Annotated in this window: 16 protein-coding genes and 1 pseudogene; 10 read left to right on the top strand and 7 right to left on the bottom strand. The window is 66.2% G+C overall.

Annotated features, from left to right (window positions below; all coding sequences use genetic code 11):
- The first annotated feature begins 8 nt into the window (after window positions 1-8).
- Complete coding sequence (locus PHE40_RS01375) at window positions 9-1,283, top strand: aminotransferase class III-fold pyridoxal phosphate-dependent enzyme (protein WP_299957040.1); 1,275 nt, start codon at window positions 9-11, stop codon at window positions 1,281-1,283.
- Window positions 1,284-1,295: 12 nt separating this feature from the next.
- Window positions 1,296-2,729 (top strand): NAD-dependent succinate-semialdehyde dehydrogenase, encoded by a 1,434-nt coding sequence (locus PHE40_RS01380; protein ID WP_299956934.1) that lies wholly within the window; start codon window positions 1,296-1,298, stop codon window positions 2,727-2,729.
- Here the strand turns inward: PHE40_RS01380 and PHE40_RS01385 are convergent.
- From PHE40_RS01385 to hemC, 5 genes and pseudogenes are all read right to left on the bottom strand, one after another.
- Window positions 2,726-2,920: pseudogene (locus tag PHE40_RS01385) on the bottom strand (hypothetical protein); the annotation flags it as partial. The gene PHE40_RS01380 and the pseudogene PHE40_RS01385 sit on opposite strands and share 4 nt — an antisense overlap.
- Before the next feature lie 164 nt (window positions 2,921-3,084).
- The gene (locus tag PHE40_RS01390; protein WP_299956937.1) at window positions 3,085-4,290 is read right to left on the bottom strand and encodes a heme biosynthesis HemY N-terminal domain-containing protein; all 1,206 of its coding nucleotides are present in this window, start codon (window positions 4,288-4,290) and stop codon (window positions 3,085-3,087) included.
- A 4-nt stretch (window positions 4,291-4,294) separates the two neighbouring features.
- Entirely contained in the window at window positions 4,295-5,143 is an 849-nt protein-coding gene (locus PHE40_RS01395) for a hypothetical protein (RefSeq protein ID WP_299956939.1), read from the bottom strand.
- Window positions 5,140-5,808, bottom strand: coding sequence for a uroporphyrinogen-III synthase (locus PHE40_RS01400; protein WP_299956942.1), 669 nt, complete (start codon window positions 5,806-5,808; stop codon window positions 5,140-5,142). Before PHE40_RS01400 ends, PHE40_RS01395 begins: the two co-directional genes overlap by 4 nt.
- Window positions 5,805-6,770 (bottom strand): hydroxymethylbilane synthase, encoded by a 966-nt coding sequence (gene hemC, locus PHE40_RS01405; RefSeq protein WP_299956945.1) that lies wholly within the window; start codon window positions 6,768-6,770, stop codon window positions 5,805-5,807. Before hemC ends, PHE40_RS01400 begins: the two co-directional genes overlap by 4 nt.
- A gap of 65 nt (window positions 6,771-6,835) precedes the next feature.
- On the opposite strand from hemC, the gene tsaD reads away from it, so the two are divergent.
- Genes tsaD through PHE40_RS01420 form a run of 3 tightly spaced genes read left to right on the top strand, consistent with a single transcriptional unit; the run spans window position 6,836 to window position 9,640 of the window.
- Window positions 6,836-7,885, top strand: coding sequence for a tRNA (adenosine(37)-N6)-threonylcarbamoyltransferase complex transferase subunit TsaD (gene tsaD, locus PHE40_RS01410; RefSeq protein ID WP_299956948.1), 1,050 nt, complete (start codon window positions 6,836-6,838; stop codon window positions 7,883-7,885).
- The gene (locus tag PHE40_RS01415; RefSeq protein ID WP_299956951.1) at window positions 7,882-8,694 is read left to right on the top strand and encodes a 23S rRNA (adenine(2030)-N(6))-methyltransferase RlmJ; all 813 of its coding nucleotides are present in this window, start codon (window positions 7,882-7,884) and stop codon (window positions 8,692-8,694) included. The genes tsaD and PHE40_RS01415 overlap by 4 nt, the downstream gene beginning before the upstream one ends.
- On the top strand, window positions 8,687-9,640 hold the full coding sequence (locus tag PHE40_RS01420; RefSeq protein WP_299956954.1) for an NAD(P)H-dependent glycerol-3-phosphate dehydrogenase: 954 nt from the start codon (window positions 8,687-8,689) through the stop codon (window positions 9,638-9,640). The genes PHE40_RS01415 and PHE40_RS01420 overlap by 8 nt, the downstream gene beginning before the upstream one ends.
- A gap of 11 nt (window positions 9,641-9,651) precedes the next feature.
- On the opposite strand, the gene PHE40_RS01425 is transcribed toward PHE40_RS01420, so the two are convergent.
- Both PHE40_RS01425 and ahcY read right to left on the bottom strand, forming a co-directional pair.
- Window positions 9,652-10,056: a DUF4149 domain-containing protein gene (locus tag PHE40_RS01425; protein ID WP_291423291.1), complete on the bottom strand. Its 405-nt coding sequence runs from the start codon at window positions 10,054-10,056 to the stop codon at window positions 9,652-9,654.
- The gene (ahcY, locus tag PHE40_RS01430) at window positions 10,056-11,363 is read right to left on the bottom strand and encodes an adenosylhomocysteinase (protein WP_299956960.1); all 1,308 of its coding nucleotides are present in this window, start codon (window positions 11,361-11,363) and stop codon (window positions 10,056-10,058) included. The genes PHE40_RS01425 and ahcY overlap by 1 nt, the downstream gene beginning before the upstream one ends.
- A 156-nt stretch (window positions 11,364-11,519) precedes the next feature.
- Here ahcY and PHE40_RS01435 point away from each other — a divergent pair, with 156 nt between their 5' ends.
- The 5 genes from PHE40_RS01435 to PHE40_RS01455 all read left to right on the top strand — a co-directional run bounded on the left by PHE40_RS01435 (window position 11,520) and on the right by PHE40_RS01455 (window position 18,353).
- Complete coding sequence (locus tag PHE40_RS01435) at window positions 11,520-11,930, top strand: dihydroneopterin aldolase (protein WP_291423297.1); 411 nt, start codon at window positions 11,520-11,522, stop codon at window positions 11,928-11,930.
- A 209-nt stretch (window positions 11,931-12,139) separates the two neighbouring features.
- Window positions 12,140-14,020: an excinuclease ABC subunit UvrC gene (gene uvrC / locus PHE40_RS01440; protein ID WP_299956961.1), complete on the top strand. Its 1,881-nt coding sequence runs from the start codon at window positions 12,140-12,142 to the stop codon at window positions 14,018-14,020.
- A gap of 119 nt (window positions 14,021-14,139) precedes the next feature.
- Window positions 14,140-15,114 (top strand): DUF535 family protein, encoded by a 975-nt coding sequence (locus tag PHE40_RS01445; RefSeq protein ID WP_299956964.1) that lies wholly within the window; start codon window positions 14,140-14,142, stop codon window positions 15,112-15,114.
- Window positions 15,115-15,164: 50 nt separating this feature from the next.
- A complete protein-coding gene (locus PHE40_RS01450) occupies window positions 15,165-16,832 on the top strand; it encodes an acyl-CoA dehydrogenase family protein (protein ID WP_299956966.1) in 1,668 nt (555 codons plus the stop codon).
- Between the two features lie 150 nt (window positions 16,833-16,982).
- On the top strand, window positions 16,983-18,353 hold the full coding sequence (locus PHE40_RS01455) for an NAD-dependent succinate-semialdehyde dehydrogenase (protein WP_299956970.1): 1,371 nt from the start codon (window positions 16,983-16,985) through the stop codon (window positions 18,351-18,353).
- Window positions 18,354-18,368: the final 15 nt, after the last annotated feature.

Consider the following 18,368-nt stretch of genomic DNA (forward strand, 5'->3'; position numbering starts at 1 on the left):
ACCAATGGATGCCTTTCACCGCCAACCGGCAGTTTCTGGAGCAGCCCCGGCTGATCACGCGCGCCGAAGGCGTTTATTATTATAATACACGCGGTGATAAAATCTTTGACGGCTCATCAGGCCTCTATTGCATTCCCCTGGGCCACGGCCGCCGCGAAATCCGCGAAGCCGTCACCCGGCAGATGCAGGAGCTGGATTACGCCCCGCCGTTTCAATACGGCGTCCCGGTGGCCTTCCGTCTCGCCGCCGAGATGGCGGACATGCTCCCCCCCGGCCTCAACCGCGTTATCTTCTCCGGCTCCGGCTCGGAAGCCGTGGAAACCGCGCTGAAAATCGCCATCCAATACCATCGCGTCCGCGGTGAGGGGCAGCGCCAGCGCATCGTAGGCCGTGAGCGCGGCTACCACGGCGTCAACTTTGGCGGCTGGTCGGTCGGTGGCATGGTCAACAACCGCAAGAGCTTCGGCCTCGGCCTGCCGGGCGTCCTGCACATGCGCCACACCAAAATCCCCGAGAACCAGTACGAGATGGGCGAGGGCACCCATGGCGCCGACCTCGCCGATGACCTTCAGCGTTTTGTCGATCTCCACGGCGCGGACACTATCGCCGCCTGCATCGTCGAGCCCATCGCCGGTTCCACCGGCATCCTGGTCCCGCCCAAGGGCTACTTGCAACGCCTGCGCGATATCTGCACCAAACACGGCATCCTGCTGATCTTCGATGAAGTCATCACCGGTTTTGGCCGCACCGGGCAGAATTTCGCGGCGCAGACCTTTGGCGTCACACCTGATATCATGACCATGGCCAAGGCGCTCACCAACGGCTCGATCCCGATGGCCGCGACCGCCGTGCGCGAGGAAATCCAGCAGACGATCCTCGATGCCGCGCCTGATAACAACGTCGAACTCTACCACGGCTACACCTACTCCGGGCATCCCGCCGCCTGCGCGGCTGCCCTGGCCACGTTGAAAATCTACCGCGAGGAAGACACCTTCGCCCGCGTGCGCGATCTCGCCCCGGCGTTTCTGGAACAGATCGGCGCGTTTAAGGATCTGCCCTATGTCACCGATACGCGCGGCTACGGCCTGCTCAGCGCGGTGGAGCTGGAGCCGAAAGGCAAGCCCGGCGCGCGTGGCTTTAACATTCTCTGCAAGGCGTTCGAGGCCGGTCTGGTGCTGCGCGCGGCGGGCGATTCCATCGTCCTCGCCCCGCCATTTGCCGCCACGGCGGACGAGCTTTCGCAGATGATTGATATCATGGGAAAAGTCATCAAAGAGAGCTAGAGGAAGTATAGAATGTATCAGGACGTATTGCTGCATATCGCGGGGAGATGGCGCGCGGCCAGTGGCGGGCGCACGCTCGGCGTGGTCAACCCCGCGACGGAAGAGGTCATCGGCACGCTGGCGCATGCCGGGATTGCCGACCTTGACGAAGCGCTGGAATCCGCCGCCGCCGGTTTCGCCGTGTGGCGGAAAATCTCGGCCTATGAGCGCGGCAAGATCATGCGCAAGGCGGCCGATCTGGTGCGTGAGCGCAGCGAGTCCATCGCCCGGCTCATGACCACCGAGCAGGGCAAGCCGCTGGCCGAGGCGCGGATGGAAATTCTCGGCTCGGCGGATGTGATCGACTGGTTCGCCGAGGAAGGCCGGCGCGCCTATGGCCGTGTCATCCCCGCGCGCGCGGCTGGCATTTATCAGCTCTCATTGCGCGAGCCTGTCGGCGTTGTCGCGGGGTTCACGCCGTGGAACTTCCCAATGAGCCAGGCGGTGCGCAAAATCTCCGCCGCCCTGGCGGCGGGCTGCGCGTTCATCCTGAAAGGGCCTGAGGAAACCCCCGCGAGCTGCGCCGAGCTGGTGCGCGCCTTTGTTGATGCGGGAACCCCCGCCGGTGTGGTTCAGCTTGTCTTTGGCGTTCCGGCGGAAATCTCGGAATATCTCATTCCGCACCCGGTGGTGAGAAAGATCTCATTCACCGGCTCAACCGCGGTGGGCAAGCACCTGGCCGCCCTGGCCGGCGCGCATATGAAGCGCGCGACAATGGAGCTGGGCGGCCACGCCCCGGCGATTATTTTCAACGACGCTGATCTGGACGCCGCGGCCACCATTCTGGCCGCCAACAAGTTCCGCAACGCCGGACAGGTTTGCGTGGCGCCGACGCGCTTCATCGTGCAGAACGAGGTTTACCAGCCGTTCCTGCAAAAATTCGTCGCTAAATGCGAGGCCATCAAGCTTGGCAACGGTCTGGAGGATGGCACCACCATGGGCCCGCTCGCTAATGACCGCCGGATAGCGGCAATGGAATCGCTGCTCGCAGATGCCGTGGGCAAGGGCGCCAAAATCGCCACCGGCGGCAAGCGCGCAGGCAATAAGGGTTATTTCTTCGAGCCGACGGTGGTGACCGATATTCCCCTCGATGCCCGCGTGCTCAACGAGGAGCCGTTCGGCCCGCTGGCACTGTTCATGCCCTTCGCCATGTTTGACGACGCGATCGCCGAAGCCAACCGGCTGCCCTACGGCCTCGCGGCCTACGCCTACACCCGCTCCGCCACCACGGCGGCGGGCCTTGGCGCTGGCATCGAGTCCGGCATGGTGGGCATCAACCACCACGGCCTGGCCCTGCCCGAAACGCCGTTTGGCGGCATGAAAGACAGTGGTTACGGCTCGGAGGGCGGCGCCGAAGGGCTGGAGCCTTATCTGGTGACGAAGTTTGTAACCCAGGCGAGCGTTTAAGAGTCATCTGATACCAGCCCGCCAAGAGCTTGACTCTCTGGGTTTGGTGGCGGGCTGGTATAACTTTGGCATGCGATTTTTCTGGCGAGCAGAACCCAGCCGGTTGCACTGGCGATTGTTGCCTCGAAATCCTTGGCGAGGCGGCGGCGGCGGCCGAGCCAGGCGAAGGTTCTCTCGACCACCCATCGGCGTGAAAAAGTTCAACCCGGATTTCCCAGAGGGCTTCGCGGTATCGTGCCGATGCCCAGCCCTGGCGAGATGGTGGTGGTGCCGCCATTCCCCGGTTCTTGAGGCAACGCGGGCGTTTCGGCGAAAGCGGGCACGGACATCAAAAAGAGCGCCGCCGCGCAGGCCCTCAGGCGGCGGGGGCGGAAGTCTGCCATGCCAGCGTGCCGGGCTTGTGGCAGGCCGGACAGACCGCCGCCCAGTTTTCCTGGGGCGTATGGCAGGCGCTGCACACCCAGGCCGGTTTTGCCCCGCCGCCGGGGGGATTGCCCTCCAGGCTGGCCAGCACATCGCGCGCGCGGGCATCCGTGGCGCCTGCCGCAATCGCCGCCTGCACGTGGCGCCGGGCTTCCGCCGGGAGGGCGGCGTGGAGCGATGTTTGCGCCAGCAGCAGCTCGGACTCGGCATGGCCGGGGTTTTCCGCCGCCAGCTCCGCCGCCGCCTGCACCTGTTCGATCACACCGTTCACCGGCGCCAGATAGGCCTGCGCGATCAGCGGGTTCGGCGCCGCCGCCCAGCCCGCGCGCAATGTTTTGCTGGCGGCACGCGGCTTGCCCGCATCGCGCAACGCCTGCGCCAGGGCCACCACAGCCGGGGCCAGTTTGGGATCGGCCTTGACCGCCTGTTTGGCGAAGCTCAGGGCCTGGCCTTTGCCGGTGCTCGTCTGCGCCGCCGCCGTAGCCAGCGCCGCGACCTCGGCGGGCGCCTGCGTCAGCCCAAGCGCCGCGCGGAAATCCTGCTCGCGCAAGGCCAGCTCCAGCCGCCGGGCACGCACCCAGGCACTGCCGGGGTAGCGCACCTCCGCCGCCGCCGCATGGGATTTGGCTGCCTCATGGTCACCTTGTTCCAAATGATGCCGCAACAGGCCGCGATGGCCCAGAAAACCCATTTCCTCATGCTGGCTAAGTTGCCCGAATGCCGTCTGCGCCTCGGCGGCCTTGCCGGCAAGCCGCGCCGCCTCGGCGGTGATCAAGAGCACCAGCGGCGTGTCGCCCAACAGTTTTTTCGCCCGCCCGGCCTCGGCCCAGGCGGCCTTGGCGTCCTCGGCGGCGAGCGCCACCAGCCCGCGCTGCACCGCCACCTCGCCCAGCCTGTGCCGCCGCCCGCCGCGCCAGGCGCTAAGGCCCCCCGGCGCGCGGCGCAGTCCGCCCGCCACGCGCAGCAGCACCGTAAACAGCAAGGCGATGAGGAATAGCAGCAAAAGCGCGGCGGGGACCGAGGTTTCAACCGTATAGCTGCCAGAGGTTGCGCTTACGCTGCCGGGTAGCCCGCCGATCCACCACGCCAGCAGCAGAACAACCGCCGCGATGAGGATGAATTTGACCGCGCGCAGCATGGGCCTATGCCTGCCCGGCCACGGCGATCAGCGCCGCGCGCGCCGCCAGCAGGGCCTTTGCCTGGGCGAGCCAGCCGCCCATGGCCTGCTGCGTGGACTGGCTGAGCGTGCCCACCTGCGCGACCGCGCCGGCAAGGTCTCCCGCGTTCAGCAGCGTTTGCGCCTGGGCCAGCACGCCGGAAGCGGGGCTGCCGACGAGCACATGCGCGCCCTGGCGGATGGTGATGAAATTATCCAGCCGCAGCAGCGCGCGCACCCAGACGCCGCCCTGCGCGTTCCCGGCGATGCTGGCCGCCGCGGCCGCGGCGGCGGCAGCGGGAAAGCCAAGGCGCAGCGCCGCCACGGTGGGCGGCGGCGTGGTGGCGAACTGCGCCAGCGCGGGCGGGGCGTTGGCGATGGCGCCAAGCGGCATTCCGGCATCCAGCGCCATGCGCGCGGTTTCCAGCTGATTGAGCAAAGCGATGCGGGCGGTAAGCCTGGTTAAGTCCGTGGCGTTCACCTGCAACGTCGTCAGCGTGCCATGGTCAGCGGCGAGCTGGCCCTGCATGGCGTTCACCTGGGCACTCAGCGTCGCGAATTTCAGTGACAGATCCGCCTGGGTGGCGATGCTGTCCGGCCCCGGCTGGGCGCGGGCCGCCTGGGCGCGCAGATCCGCCACCTGCGCCTGCAACACGGCGACCGCCGTGCCCTGCCCGGCCAGGGATTGCTGGAGCTTCCATAAATACACCTCGCCGCCCGCCAGGATGCCAAAGCTGAGCAGCAAAAACACCGGCCAGAGCGAACGCCGCGGCTTTGGCGCCGCCGGTTTCGCGGTTGCGGCCTTGGGTTCGGTCTTGGTTTCGGTCTCGCTCATGATAACAATGCCATCAGATCCGCCTCGGTAGGTGCTAATGCGGCACGAATTGCGCGCCAGGGCAAGCCGCCCAGCGCGGCGGCCACCGCGGGGCTGAGCGCACAGGCGATGATTTGAGCGGTGCCGGGCGGGTTGAGGCGGATAAACGCGCGGGCCGACTCGGCGGAATAGAACAAGGCCGCGCCGATTTCCCCGCCCGCGAGCGCGGCGCGCGCGGCCTCGGGCAACATGCGCAGCGGCCGGGCGGCATAAACCGTGCGGCGCGTCACCGCAAACCCCGCCGTCCGCAACTGCCGCGCCAGCGCCTGCCCGTGGCGCTCGCCCACCGCCAGCACATGCAGCCCCGGCAAATGGCGTTCGCGGATCAATCGCAGCAGATCCGCCGCATCGCCGCTGGCGCTCTCCACGCGGGTAAACCCCGCCGCGCGCAATTTGCCGGCCGTGGCATCGCCCACGCAGAACACCGGCACGTTATGCAGCGCGGGCGGCAATGCGGGCACCGCCTGGCCGCTGGTGACAACCAGCGCCGCCGGATTTGCGGGCAGATGCGCGGGCCGCGGCGTGATGGCAAGGCACGGCGCCAGCACCGGCTCATGCCCCATGGCCACCAGCCGCGCCGCCGTGGCGCTCGCGCCCGGCTCCGGCCTGGTGACCAGGATTTTCACGGCAGGAAGATGTCTGACGGGCTGTCCGCCTTTAACTCCAGCCCCAGCTCACGGCCGATGCGCGCGGCATCCGCCACCGCGCCGGTGACGCTGCGCTTGAGCAGAAACGTGCCATCAGCCCGCGCCACCAGCCCGGTGATATGCAGGGTGGCGTCATCAATCAGCCGCGCATAGCCGCCAATCGGCGTGCGGCAGGAGCCGTCCAGCGCATCAAGCAGCGCGCGCTCGGCGGTGGCCACGGCTTTTGCCTCTGGGTCCTCGATGCTTGAGAGCAGAGACAGCAGCTCGGTATCGGCGGTGCGCACGGTGATGCCAACGATGCCCTGACAGGCGGAGGGGACCATGTGTTCCGGGCTGAGCACGATGCTGGCCTTGTCAGCGAGACCGAGGCGGCGCAGCCCGGCGTAAGCCAGCAAAGTGGCGTCAAACTCGCCGGTCTCCACCTTGGCCAGCCGCGTGCCGACGTTACCGCGCAACAGGGAGAATTCCAGATCCGGCCGGGCGTGCTTCAGCTGCGCCTGGCGGCGCACCGAGGCGGAGCCGACCCGCGCGCCATGGGGCAGGGCGGCGTAGGGGTCGGCGGCGTCCACCGCGGCATGGCTGGATGGCAAAATCAGCACATCGCGCGCGTCCTCGCGCTTGAGGGTGCAGGCCAAAGTGATGCCCTCGGGCAGGGTTGTTTCCAGGTCTTTCAGGCTGTGGACCGCGAAATCGATCCGGCCTTCCTGGAGCGACTCATGGATTTCCTTGGCGAAAAGCCCTTTCCCGCCGATCTCGGCAAGCGGGCGGTGCTGCACCGCGTCGCCCGTGGTGACGATGATATGCTCCTCGAACACCTCCATGCTGCGCAGCACCGGGCAGAACTGGCGCAGCAGCGCGAGGAAAGTCGCGGTCTGGGCGCGGGCGAGCGGGGAGCCACGGGTGCCGGCTTTGAGCGGCAGGTCCCGGCGGTGCGGTTTCATGAGGGGTGTTACGGTTTTCACGAGGGTGGTCTAGAGCGTGCGTCGAGGAAAGAAAAGTAGTGGCAATGAGTCAGATTGTATTAGGCATCGAGAGTTCCTGCGATGAAACCGCCGCCGCGGTGCTGGCGGCGGACGGGCGGATTCTCTCCGAGCTGGTGCTGAGCCAGATCGCCGACCATGCGCCTTGGGGCGGGGTGGTGCCGGAAATCGCCGCGCGGGCGCATCTGGCGGCGCTGGCGGAGATGGTGCGCGCGGCGTTGCGCGAGGCCGGGGTTGGCTATGCGGACCTCGACGCCATTGCCGCCACGGCGGGGCCGGGGCTGATCGGCGGGTTGCTGGTGGGCACCGGCTTTGCCAAGGGCGCGGCCATCGCGGCGGGCCGGCCTTATATCGCCATCAACCATCTGGAGGCGCATGCCCTCACCGCCCGGCTGCCGGGGTTGAGCGCCGCCCAGCCGCAATTTCCGTATCTGCTGCTGCTGCTCTCGGGCGGGCACAGCCAGTGCGTGGTGGTGGAGGGCGTGGGGCGCTACCGCAAGCTTGGCACCACGCTGGATGACGCGGTGGGCGAGGCGTTCGACAAGACCGCGAAGCTGCTCGGCCTGCCCTACCCCGGCGGCCCGGCGCTGGAAGCGCTGGCGCGCGAGGGCGATGCGAGCGCCTACCCCCTGCCCCGCCCGCTGCTGCACCGGGCTGGGTGCGATTTCTCCTTCTCCGGGCTGAAGACCGCCGTGGCGCAGCTGGTGGCGGCGCAAGGCAGCGCCGCCCTGCCCCGCTTGCTGGCTGCCAGCATCGCCGCCAGCTTTCAGGCCGCCGTCACCGATATTCTGGCTGACCGGCTGGCCAATGCCTTCGCGCTCCGCCCGGATGTCTCGGCTGTGATCATCGCCGGAGGCGTGGCCGCGAACACCGCGATTCGCACACGGCTGGACTCCCTCTGCGCCGCCCAGGGCAAAACCCTGATCGCGCCGCCGCTGCGCCTGTGCACCGATAATGCCGTGATGGTCGCCTGGGCGGGGGTTGAGCGCCTGCGCGCCGGACTGACCGACCCGCTCACCGCGCCCTGCAAACCACGCTGGCCGCTGGAAGAGCTGGCGCGGGAGGGCGTGCGATGAACTACCGCCACGCCTTCCATGCCGGGAATTTTGCCGATTGCGTGAAACATGCGCTGTTCATCCAGCTTTTGCGCGCGATGCAGCGCAAGGATAAGCCGCTGCTGGTGCTCGACACCCATGCCGGAATCGGCCGCTACGACCTCACAAGCGGCCCGGCGGAGAAAACCGGCGAATGGCGCGAGGGGATCGGCCGGGTGCTGGCCGCGCACGACCCGGCGCTGGCGGATTACACCGCGCTGATCAGGCAGCTTGGCCCCTACCCCGGCTCCCCCGCCATCGCCGCCGCGCTGCTGCGTCCGGCGGACCGGCTGGTGGTCTGCGAGCTGCACCCTGAGGATGCCGCCATGCTGCGGCGCAATTTCCGCAACGCGCCAGGCGTGGCGGTGCATGAGCGCGACGGCTATGAGGCCCTGCGCGCGTTTTTGCCGCCGCCGGAAAAACGCGGGCTGATCCTGATCGACCCGCCGTTCGAGCGCCCGGACGAATTCGCCACCCTGGCGAAGAACCTGCTGGCTGCCTACACCAAATTCCGCACCGGGGTTTATGCCGTGTGGTATCCCATTAAGCACCGCGCGCCGGTGCGGGCGTTTTTCGAGACGCTGCAACTGGGCGGCGTGCGCGATGTCATCGCCGCCGAACTGCTGCGCCGCCCGGCGCTGGACCCGGCGCGGCTCAACGGCTGCGGCGTGCTCGTCATCAACCCGCCCTATAGTTTTGCGCAGGCGGCGCTGCCGGTATTAGATGCCTTGAGGGTGATTCTGGGCGAACCAGGCAGCGCGGCGGGAATTGAGAGAATAACCGATGAATGAACAAATCGCCGTGATCGGCGCCGGGGCCTGGGGCACGGCGCTGGCGGTGCTGATGGCCCAGGCCGGCAAGAACGTTACGCTGTGGGCGCGCGATGCCGAGCGCGCGGACAATATGCGTGTCACCCGCCACAACATTCGCCTGCCCAGCGCGGTGCTGCCGGACAATCTGCGCATCACCGCGCAGGTTCCCGCCGCTGATATTTATGTGGTGGCGGTGCCGATGCAGCATCTGCGCGCGGCGCTGGCGAACCTGCCGGGCAACGCGCCGCTGGTGCTGTGCTGCAAGGGGCTGGAGAGCGCCAGCCTGCTGCTGGCGCCGGAGATCGTGACCGAGCGCCCCGCCGCCATGCTCAGCGGGCCGAATTTCGCGCATGAGGTCGCCGCCATGCTGCCCGCCGCCGCCGTGCTCGCCACGCCCGATGCGAGGTTGCGGGCAATGCTGATCGCCGCGCTGAAAACCGACACGCTGCGCCTGTATGGCAGCACGGATGCGCTGGGCGCCGCGCTCGGCGGGGCGGCGAAAAATGTCATCGCGATCGCCGCCGGCGTGGTGATGGGGGCGGGGCTTGGCGAGAACGCGCGCGCCGCGCTGATCACCCGGGGGCTGGCGGAGATCGCCCGGCTGGCCGCGGCACTGGGCGGCAAGGCGGAAACCATCGCCGGTCTCTCGGGTCTGGGCGACCTGTTGCTCACATGCACCGGGCCGGGCAGCCGAAATTTCTCGCTGGGGTTTTCGCTGGGCAAGGGCGAGCTGCTGGGGGAGATCCTTGGCCGGCGGACTGTTGTGACAGAGGGGGTTACCACCGCGCCCGCGCTGCTCGCGCGCGCCGCCGCCGCCGGGGTGGGCATGCCGATTACGGCCGCGGTGGCGAAGCTGCTGGCCGGGGGGGCCGGCATCGCCCAGACCATGGCCGAGCTGATGGGCCGGGCGCTGAAGGACGAATGATCAGGCGTTGATCAGGCGTTGCGGACCAGCAGCGCCAGGGCGGTGAGCAGCTGCGCGCCGTTGATCCATACAGATATGCGGTGCCCGCGCGCGAAACCGGCGGTGTCTCCCGCCAGACGCATCGCTTCAAGGTGCGGCATCCAGCCAAACAGCAGCCATACGGTTACCGCCATGAGGGCGAACAAGGCGCTGGCCGCGCCATATTGGCTGCGCAGCAAAAAGCCGCCCGCCGCGAGCGCGGATGTGGCGATGATATACGCATAATAAAACGGGAAAGCAGCGCGGATGAAATTCCCCGCCGCTTCCGCCGGTAGTTTGGTGAACACCAGCGGCGCCATGACGGCGCCGAAGAACAACATCCCGCCGGTTAGGGCCGCCAGACCCAGCGCCACCAGGATGTTGCCTGTGGTTGGCATTAGTAGCGGTAAAGCTCGTGCTTGAACGGCCCCTGCTGCGACAGGCCCAGATAATCGGCCTGCTTCGTGGTCAGCTGCGTCAGCTTGGCACCGACTTTGGCGAGATGCAGCGCCGCGACCTTTTCATCCAGATGGCGCGGCAGCACATACACCTTGTTCTCGTACTTGCCGGCCGGGGCGGTCCACAGCTCGATCTGCGCCAGCACCTGGTTGGTGAAGCTGGCCGACATCACGAAGCTCGGGTGGCCGGTCGCGTTGCCGAGGTTCACCAGCCGGCCCTCGGAGAGCACGATCAGGCGCTTGCCATCGGGGAACTCGATTTCGTCGACCTGCGGCTTCACATTGTCCCACTTCAGGTTCCGCAGCGCCTCGATCTGGATTTCGCTGTCAAAATGACCAATGTTGCAGACGATGGCGCGGTGCTTCATGGCGCGCATGTGCTCGATGGTGATGACATCGACATTGCCGGTGGCGGTGACGAAAATATCACCGCGCGGGGCGGCGTCGTCCATGGTGACGACCTCGTAGCCTTCCATCGCGGCCTGAAGCGCGCAGATCGGGTCGATCTCGGTGACCAGCACGCGGCAGCCGGCATTGCGCAAGCTGGCGGCGGAGCCCTTGCCGACATCGCCAAAGCCGGCGACCACGGCGACCTTGCCGGACATCATCACATCCGTGCCGCGGCGGATGCCATCCACCAGGCTCTCGCGGCAGCCGTAGAGATTGTCAAACTTCGACTTGGTGACGGAATCGTTCACGTTGATGGCGGGAACCAGCAGCTCGCCCGCGCGGGCCATGTCCCACAGGCGATGCACGCCGGTGGTGGTCTCCTCGGAGATGCCCTTCACATGGTTCAGCATGTCGGGGTATTTGTCATGCATCAGCTTGGTGACATCGCCGCCGTCATCGAGGATCATGTTCGGCACCCAGCCGTCCGGCCCGCGCACGGTCTGCTCGATGCACCACCAGAATTCTTCCTCGCTCATGCCCTTCCAGGCGAACACCGGCACACCGGTCGCGGCGATGGCGGCGGCGGCCTGGTCCTGGGTTGAGAAGATGTTGCACGACGACCAGCGCACCGAGGCGCCCAGCGCGGTCAGGGTCTCGATCAGCACGGCGGTCTGGATGGTCATGTGCAGGCAGCCGACGATGCGGGCACCTTTCAGGATCTGGTCCTTGCCAAACTCGGCGCGCAACGCCATCAACCCCGGCATTTCGTCCTGCGCCATCTCGATCTCCTTGCGGCCCCAGGCTGCCAGGGAGATGTCCTTAACCTTATAGTCAGCCGCCACGTTCACATCCGGCATCAGTTCATTCCTTCGATACAAAATTCCTGCGCTCCCTTATTCTGTTGGCCGCGCGCTGCCAACTGCCGCCCGCATCAAGTGCGCCGCGTCTTGTACATTGCTGCCGGGCGCCTTGGAGATTGCCACGGCGCCGCTGGCAGCGCAAAACTTGCTCCCATGGATCAGCCCCGTTACGCCGACGCAACACGCGCCACGCGCCACATGTTCATTCGCGACCTGATGCTCAACGCCTCCATCGGCGTGCATCCGCACGAACATAACGGCCGGCAGCGGGTGCGCATCAATATCGACCTTGCCGTTGCCGACGAAGGCGCCGCCAACCTCTCGCGCGCCGCCGTTGGGCAGGATGAGCTTGGCCGTGTCGTGGATTATGAGACAATTGTGAACAATGTGCGCGCCATGGCGACCGCCGGCCATGTGCAGCTGGTGGAGACGCTGGCCGAACGGTTGTGCGAGGTTTGCCTTCGTGACGAGCGGGTGCGCACCGCCCGGGTGCGTGTGGAAAAGCTGGATGTCTTCAAGGATGCGGCTTCAGCCGGCGTGGAGATCGAGCGGCGGAACGTTTAGTTGTCCACTTCCCAAAACTTACGTTGAGTCAAGGGGTTCCGGGCCGCAACTGTTTCATGTGCGTGACATGGCATTCTTATTTTTTTACTGCAAAATCATGATGTTAAATATTTTCCCGTCGAAATTATGGCGTTTTGCACGGTTTGATCATCTGCCTGCCGGGGCCTCACGCGTTACACCGTTTCCACAAAGTTATCCACAAGGTTATCATGACAAACGGGGATAAGGCCGATATTCCCACAGGCGTCGAAATTATCCTGAAGGCGCTGGAGACCATGCCGGGAAACCCCGGCGTGTACCGGATGCTGGATGCCAAGGGCGACGCGCTTTATGTCGGCAAGGCGCGGAACCTGAAGAAACGTGTCGTGTCCTACACGCAGCTCGCCCGCCTGCCTGAGCGTCTGCGCCGCATGGTGGCCGCGACCGCCACGATGGAGATCCTCACCACCCATACCGAGGCCGAGGCGCTGCTGCTGGAGGCCAATCTCATCAAGCGCCTGCAGCCGCGCTACAATATTCTGCTGCGCGACGATAAATCCTACCCCTGGCTGATGCTGAGCGAGGACCACCCATTTCCACAGATCGCCAAGCATCGCGGCGCGCAGGTGCGCCGGGGGAGTTATTGGGGGCCGTTTGCCTCGGTTTGGTCGGTCAACCAGACTGTGCAGGCGCTCCAACGCATCTTTTTGCTGCGGACCTGCGCCGACACCGTGTTCGCCAACCGCACCCGGCCCTGCCTGCTGTTCCAGATAAAGCGCTGCTGCGCGCCCTGCGTGGGCCGGGTGAGCGAGGCGGAGTACAAAACCCTGGTGGACCAGGCAAAGGCGTTTCTCTCTGGAAAATCAGGCGCGGTGCGCCAGGAGCTGGCCGCCGCCATGGAGGAGGCCGCCGGGCATCTGGAGTTTGAGCGCGCCGCCGCCATCCGCGACCGTATCCGCGGGCTTTCGCATATCCAGGGCACCGATGTCATCAACCCCGCCAGCCTGACGGATGCCGACGTGATCGCCCTGCACCAGGAGGCGGGGCAGAGCTGCATACAGGTGTTCTTCATCCGTGGCGGGCGCAACAACGGCAATCGCAGCTTCTTCCCCTCGCAGGCCAGGGATGCCGAGCCGGGCGCGGTGCTCAGCGCCTTTATCGCGCAGTTCTATGACGACAAGCCCGCCCCGCAACTCATCCTGCTCAGCCATGAGGCCGAGGAGCCGGCGCTGCTGGCTGAGGCCCTCTCGCTGAAGGCCGGGCGGAAAATTACCCTGCTGGTACCCCAGCGCGGTGAAAAACACGACGTGGTGCAACACGCCCAGACCAATGCGCGCGAGGCGCTGGAGCGCAAGCTCGCCGAGACCGCCGGCCAGGGCAAATTGCTCGCCGCCCTGGCGGAGCTGTTTGGCCTGCCCGAACCGCCAAAACGCATCGAGACCTATGACAACTCGCATATCATGGGCACCAATGCTTACGGCGTCATGGTCGTGGCCGGGCCGGAGGGATTCAACAAATCCGCCTATCGCAAATTCGCCATCAAATCCGCCATCACCCCCGGCGATGATTTTGGCATGATGCGTGAGGTGATGCGCCGGCGATTCACGCGCACCCTGGCCGAAGACCCCGGCCGCGAGAGCGAGAACTGGCCGGACCTGGTGCTGATTGACGGCGGCGCCGGACAGCTCTCGGCGGCCAGCGCGATCATGGCGGAACTTGGCCTCTCCGATATTCCCCTGGTGGGCATCGCCAAGGGGCCGGACCGCGACGCCGGGCGGGAATGGTTCTTCATGGCCGGGCGCGAGCCCTTCCAGCTGCCGCCGCGCGATGCGGTGCTCTACTTCCTGCAACGCCTGCGCGACGAGGCGCATCGCTTCGCCATCAGTACCCATCGCAACGCGCGCAGCAAAAAAATCACCACCTCGGAGCTGGATGATGTGCCCGGCGTGGGTGCCGCGCGCAAAAAAGCACTGCTGCTGCATTTCGGCGCGGCGCGCGATGTGCGCGGCGCCGGGCTGAAGGACCTGGAGGCCGTTCCCGGCATCAACCGCGCCACCGCGCGCGCGGTGTATGCTTATTTCCACCCCGGCGTGCGCATGGAGGAAACCTAGCGCGGCTACTGTGGAACTAAATCTCACAAATACAATAGACATGTTTTGTTACTTGTGCGATGAACCGGGCAAGACCGGATCAATTCATCAAACTGGGCGCCGCCGTCCAAGGTAATCCATTGCAGACTGTTACTGATGTGCCGCCGCAGGCACAGGCTGACCCCACATGCACGGACGAGCCGCGCCGCATTCGCCCCCCCAGCGCCTGGGGCTTGCTGCATGAACAGCTTGCCGCGCAGATCGCCCGGAATGATGCCCGCAAGGCCTTCCGGCTGGGCTGGCGGTTCGTGCGCTCGCCCATCGCGACGCTGCGCTGGCTGGGTGAGCTGGAGCGCATTCGCACGATCTGCCGCCTGGAGAAGATCCCCTATGACGTGGTTCGCAAAAGCGGACAGCGCTATCTGCACCATTCCCTGCCGCAGGCGGCCAAACACAATTTGCTCACCACGCATTATGACCATCTGCTGGCAACTCTCGGCACGCCTTTTGTCGCCGGCTTGTTGCGCGAGCAACCAAGCGTTCTGGTGGAGCTGAAGGGCAAGCAGGATGCGCTGTACCGCATTTCGCTGTCGCTCAATTTCCTGAACTTTCGCGAGGGTGAGTTGAGCATTGACCTGTTCCGGGTGGAGGGGAATGTGCGCGTGGCCAGCCTCTCCCTGGTAGCGGGCGCGATGAAGCCGGGGGCGCCGCCCAGCCTGTGGATCGGGGGTTTGCAGGGGGCCAGCCGCGCGGACAGCAAGGCTATCACCGTGCTGGCGACCAAGGAGCTGTTTGGCTTACGGCCGAAGGATGCGGTGGTCCATGCCGCCTATGCGCTGGCTGAGCGGCTCGGCACCGCCGATCTCATGGCGATTTCCAACGCCGGGCATTTCCGCCATGGCCTATGGCGGAAAAAAACCGGCTGGTACGCCGATTACGACTCCTTCTGGGAAGAACTGGGCGGCGTGCGGGTGGCGGGGGATTTCTTCCTCCTGCCCAAAATCCGCCCGCGCCGCTCAATCGAGGAGGTTGCGCCGCCGAAGCGCAGCGCTTGGCGCGCCCGCTACGCGCTGGTGGACCAGATCAACGCCGATATTCAGCGCCTCGCGCGCTAAAACCCTCGCCAGCCCGGCGCCGGTGCTGGCAAAAAGCTGGCACCACCCCCATGTGCCTCATAACGCTGCTTTATAAAGCGGAGGAGAACATGTCAGGCTATGCGACCCATGAGGTAACCAACCAGCCCGGCGAGCTGGTCAACTTCAACACCTACGCAACTGATGCCGCGCTGCGCGCCACCATGCAGGTTTTTGGCGCCGGGTGGGCGGAGGACAGGCTGCATGCCTGCGGCGCGCGGGTGGGCAGCGCGCAAATGCAGGATCTGGCCCGTACCGCCAACCGCTGCGTGCCAGAGCTGCGCACACATGACCGATTTGGCCGCCGCATTGATATGGTTGAATTTTCTCCCGCGTGGCATGAGCTGATGGGGATGATCCGCGCGGATGGCGTGCATGCGCTGGGCTGGACGGCGGCGCGCCCCGGCGGACATGTGGCGCGGGCGGGGCTTTCATATTTATGGGCGCAGGGGGAAGCCGGGGTTGGCTGCCCCGCGGTGATGACTTTCGCCGCCATCGCGGCGCTGCGCCACCAGCCGGAGGCGCTGGCGAAATACCAGGATAAAATTCTCTCCCCCGGATACGACCCGCGCCCCTTGCCGCCGGACCAGAAAACCGCACTCGGCGTGGCGATGGCGCTGACGGAAAAACAGGGCGGCTCGGATTTGCGGCAGACGCAGAGCGTTGCGGCCGCGGTGGGTGACGGCACCTGGCGGCTGACCGGGCATAAATGGTTTTTCTCGGTTCCCACCAGCGATCTTTTCCTCACGCTGGCGCGCGCGCCGGGGGGAGTCTCCTGCTTTCTGGCGCAAGGCTGGCGCGATGACTCCAGCCGCAATTTTCTGCTGCTGCAACGGTTGAAGGATAAATGCGGCAACCGCTCCAACGCCTCGGCGGAGGTCGAGTTCCGCGGGCTGGAGGCGGTGATGCTGGGCGAGGAGGGGCACGGCATCAGGCTTGTGCTGGAGATGGCGCATCTCACCCGCCTTGAATGCGCGCTGGGCTCGGCGGCGCTGATGCGCCAGGCGGTGACGTTGGCGATCCACCACGCCACGCAGCGCCGTGCCTTCGGGCACAGGCTGGTCAACCAGCCGCTGATGGCCGATGTGCTGGCGGATCTGGCGCTGGAATCCGAGGCCGCGCTGTGGCTGGCGATGCGCGCCGCCGCCGCGCTGGACGCCGCCCCGCGCGATGATACCGAGCGGGTGCTGAACCGCGTGCTGGCGCCGCTGGCGAAATATTTTGTCTGCAAGCGGGCGCCGGTGGTCGCGGCGGAGGCCATGGAGTGCCATGGGGGCAATGGGTATGTCGAGGAGGATGTGCTGGCGCGGCTGTATCGCGACGCGCCGGTGAACGGGCTGTGGGAAGGCTCGGGCAATGTCATCTGCCTGGACGTGCTGCGCGCCCTCGCCCGCGAGCCGGAGGCGGCGGGGTTGCTGCGCGCAGAGATCGCCCTGGCCGCGGGCAGGCATCCCGCGCTGGATGCCTGGTTACGGACTGCCACACCGGACCCGCAAGAACGCAACGCCAGGCGGCTGGCGGAACACCTCGCCCTTGGCCTCGCCGCCAGCCTGCTGCTGCGCCACGCGCCACCCGGGATCGCCGCCGCCTTCTGCGCCGCGCGCCTGAACGGCGCGGCGGGGATGACATTTGGCACGCTGCCGGAGGGGGTGGACCCGCGCGCGATCATCCGCCGCGCCGCCGCCGCGGAGCCTTATTAATCCGGGGGGCCGGGGCGGCGTTGTGTCCATCCGGGGGGCGGCATAAACTGGCGGGGAAGATCCGGGTGGCGCCGTGCGGCGGCGGGGCAGCGGTTAGCTTTTTGCAAACAGCCAGTTTTTCAGAAGCCAGTCTTTCAAGGGAGCCAAAAGATGTTCAAGAGCGTTAATCCGGCGAACGGCCAGGAAATTGCAACTTACGCGGAGCTCTCCGGCGCCGGGGTGGAGGACAGGCTCCGCAAGGCGGCGGCGGCTTATCAGCATTGGCGGAAAAGCCCCGTGAGCGCGCGCGCGGATTTGCTCCGCAAAATCGCCGCGCAGTATGAGGTGAACAAGGACCGGCTGGCCCGCATGGCGACAATGGAAATGGGTAAGACCTATGCCTCGGCCGTTGGCGAGGTCGAGAAATGCATCGCGGCGTTCCACCATTACGCCAAGCATGGCCCGGCCATGCTGGTGCCGCTGCGCCATGCGCTGAGCACCGGCGGCAGCGCCGAGCTGCACTGGCTGCCGCAGGGGCCGGTGCTGGCGGTTATGCCGTGGAATTTTCCGTACTGGCAGGTCGTGCGGTTCATCGCGCCCACCATTCTCGCGGGCAACGTTGGGTTACTGAAACATGCCAGCAATGTGCAAGGCGTGGCGGGGCTGCTGGAGGAAATGGTGGTGGCGGCCGGGGCGCCGGTTGGGCTGTTCCAGAATCTGGCCGTGAAATCAAAGGCTGTCGGGGATATTATCGCGGATGAGCGGATTGTCGCGGTGACGCTGACAGGCAGCGAGGGAGCGGGCATGGCGGTGGCCGAACAGGCCGGGCGGCAATTGAAAAAGGTCGTGCTGGAGCTTGGCGGATCGGACCCGTTCATCGTGATGCCCTCGGCTGATTTGGATACGGCCGTGCGCATGGCGGTGAAGGCGCGGATTCAGAACACCGGGCAGTCTTGCATCTGCGGCAAGCGGATGATCGTGCATGCGGATATTTATGAGGCGTTTCTTGAGAAATTCTCCGCCGCGATGAAGGCCGTGAAGGCGGGCGACCCGATGGACCCGGCAACTGATATGGGGCCGCTCTCCAGCTTCGAGCAGCGCGATACGGTGTTGCAGCAGCTTGTGGAGGCCAAAAACCAGGGGGCGAAGCTATTGTTTGGCGGCGAGGCGCTACCAGGGCTGGGGGCTTATATGTCGGCTGGGATTCTCACCGAGGTGCCACTGGACAGCCCGCTGATGCGTGAGGAGATTTTCGGGCCGATTGCGATGTTGTTCCGCGCGGCGGATATTGATGAGGCGATCCGCATCGCCAATAATATTCCCTTCGGCCTGGGGTCTTCGGTTTGGACCAATGATGCGCAGGAGCAGCAGCGTTTCATCCGCGATATTGAGGCGGGGATGACCGCGATCAACCAGATGCTCGCCTCTTCGCCGGAAGCGCCGTTCGGGGGGATCAAACGCTCAGGCCATGGCCGCGAGTTGGGGACGCATGGGCTGCATGAGTTCATGAACCTGAAGACGGTGCTGCGCGCGGCGGGGTAGCGTGCCGCGCACAGG

Origin of the sequence: Acidocella sp. (assembly GCF_028687955.1) — a bacterium.
Lineage (GTDB): Bacteria > Pseudomonadota > Alphaproteobacteria > Acetobacterales > Acetobacteraceae > Acidocella.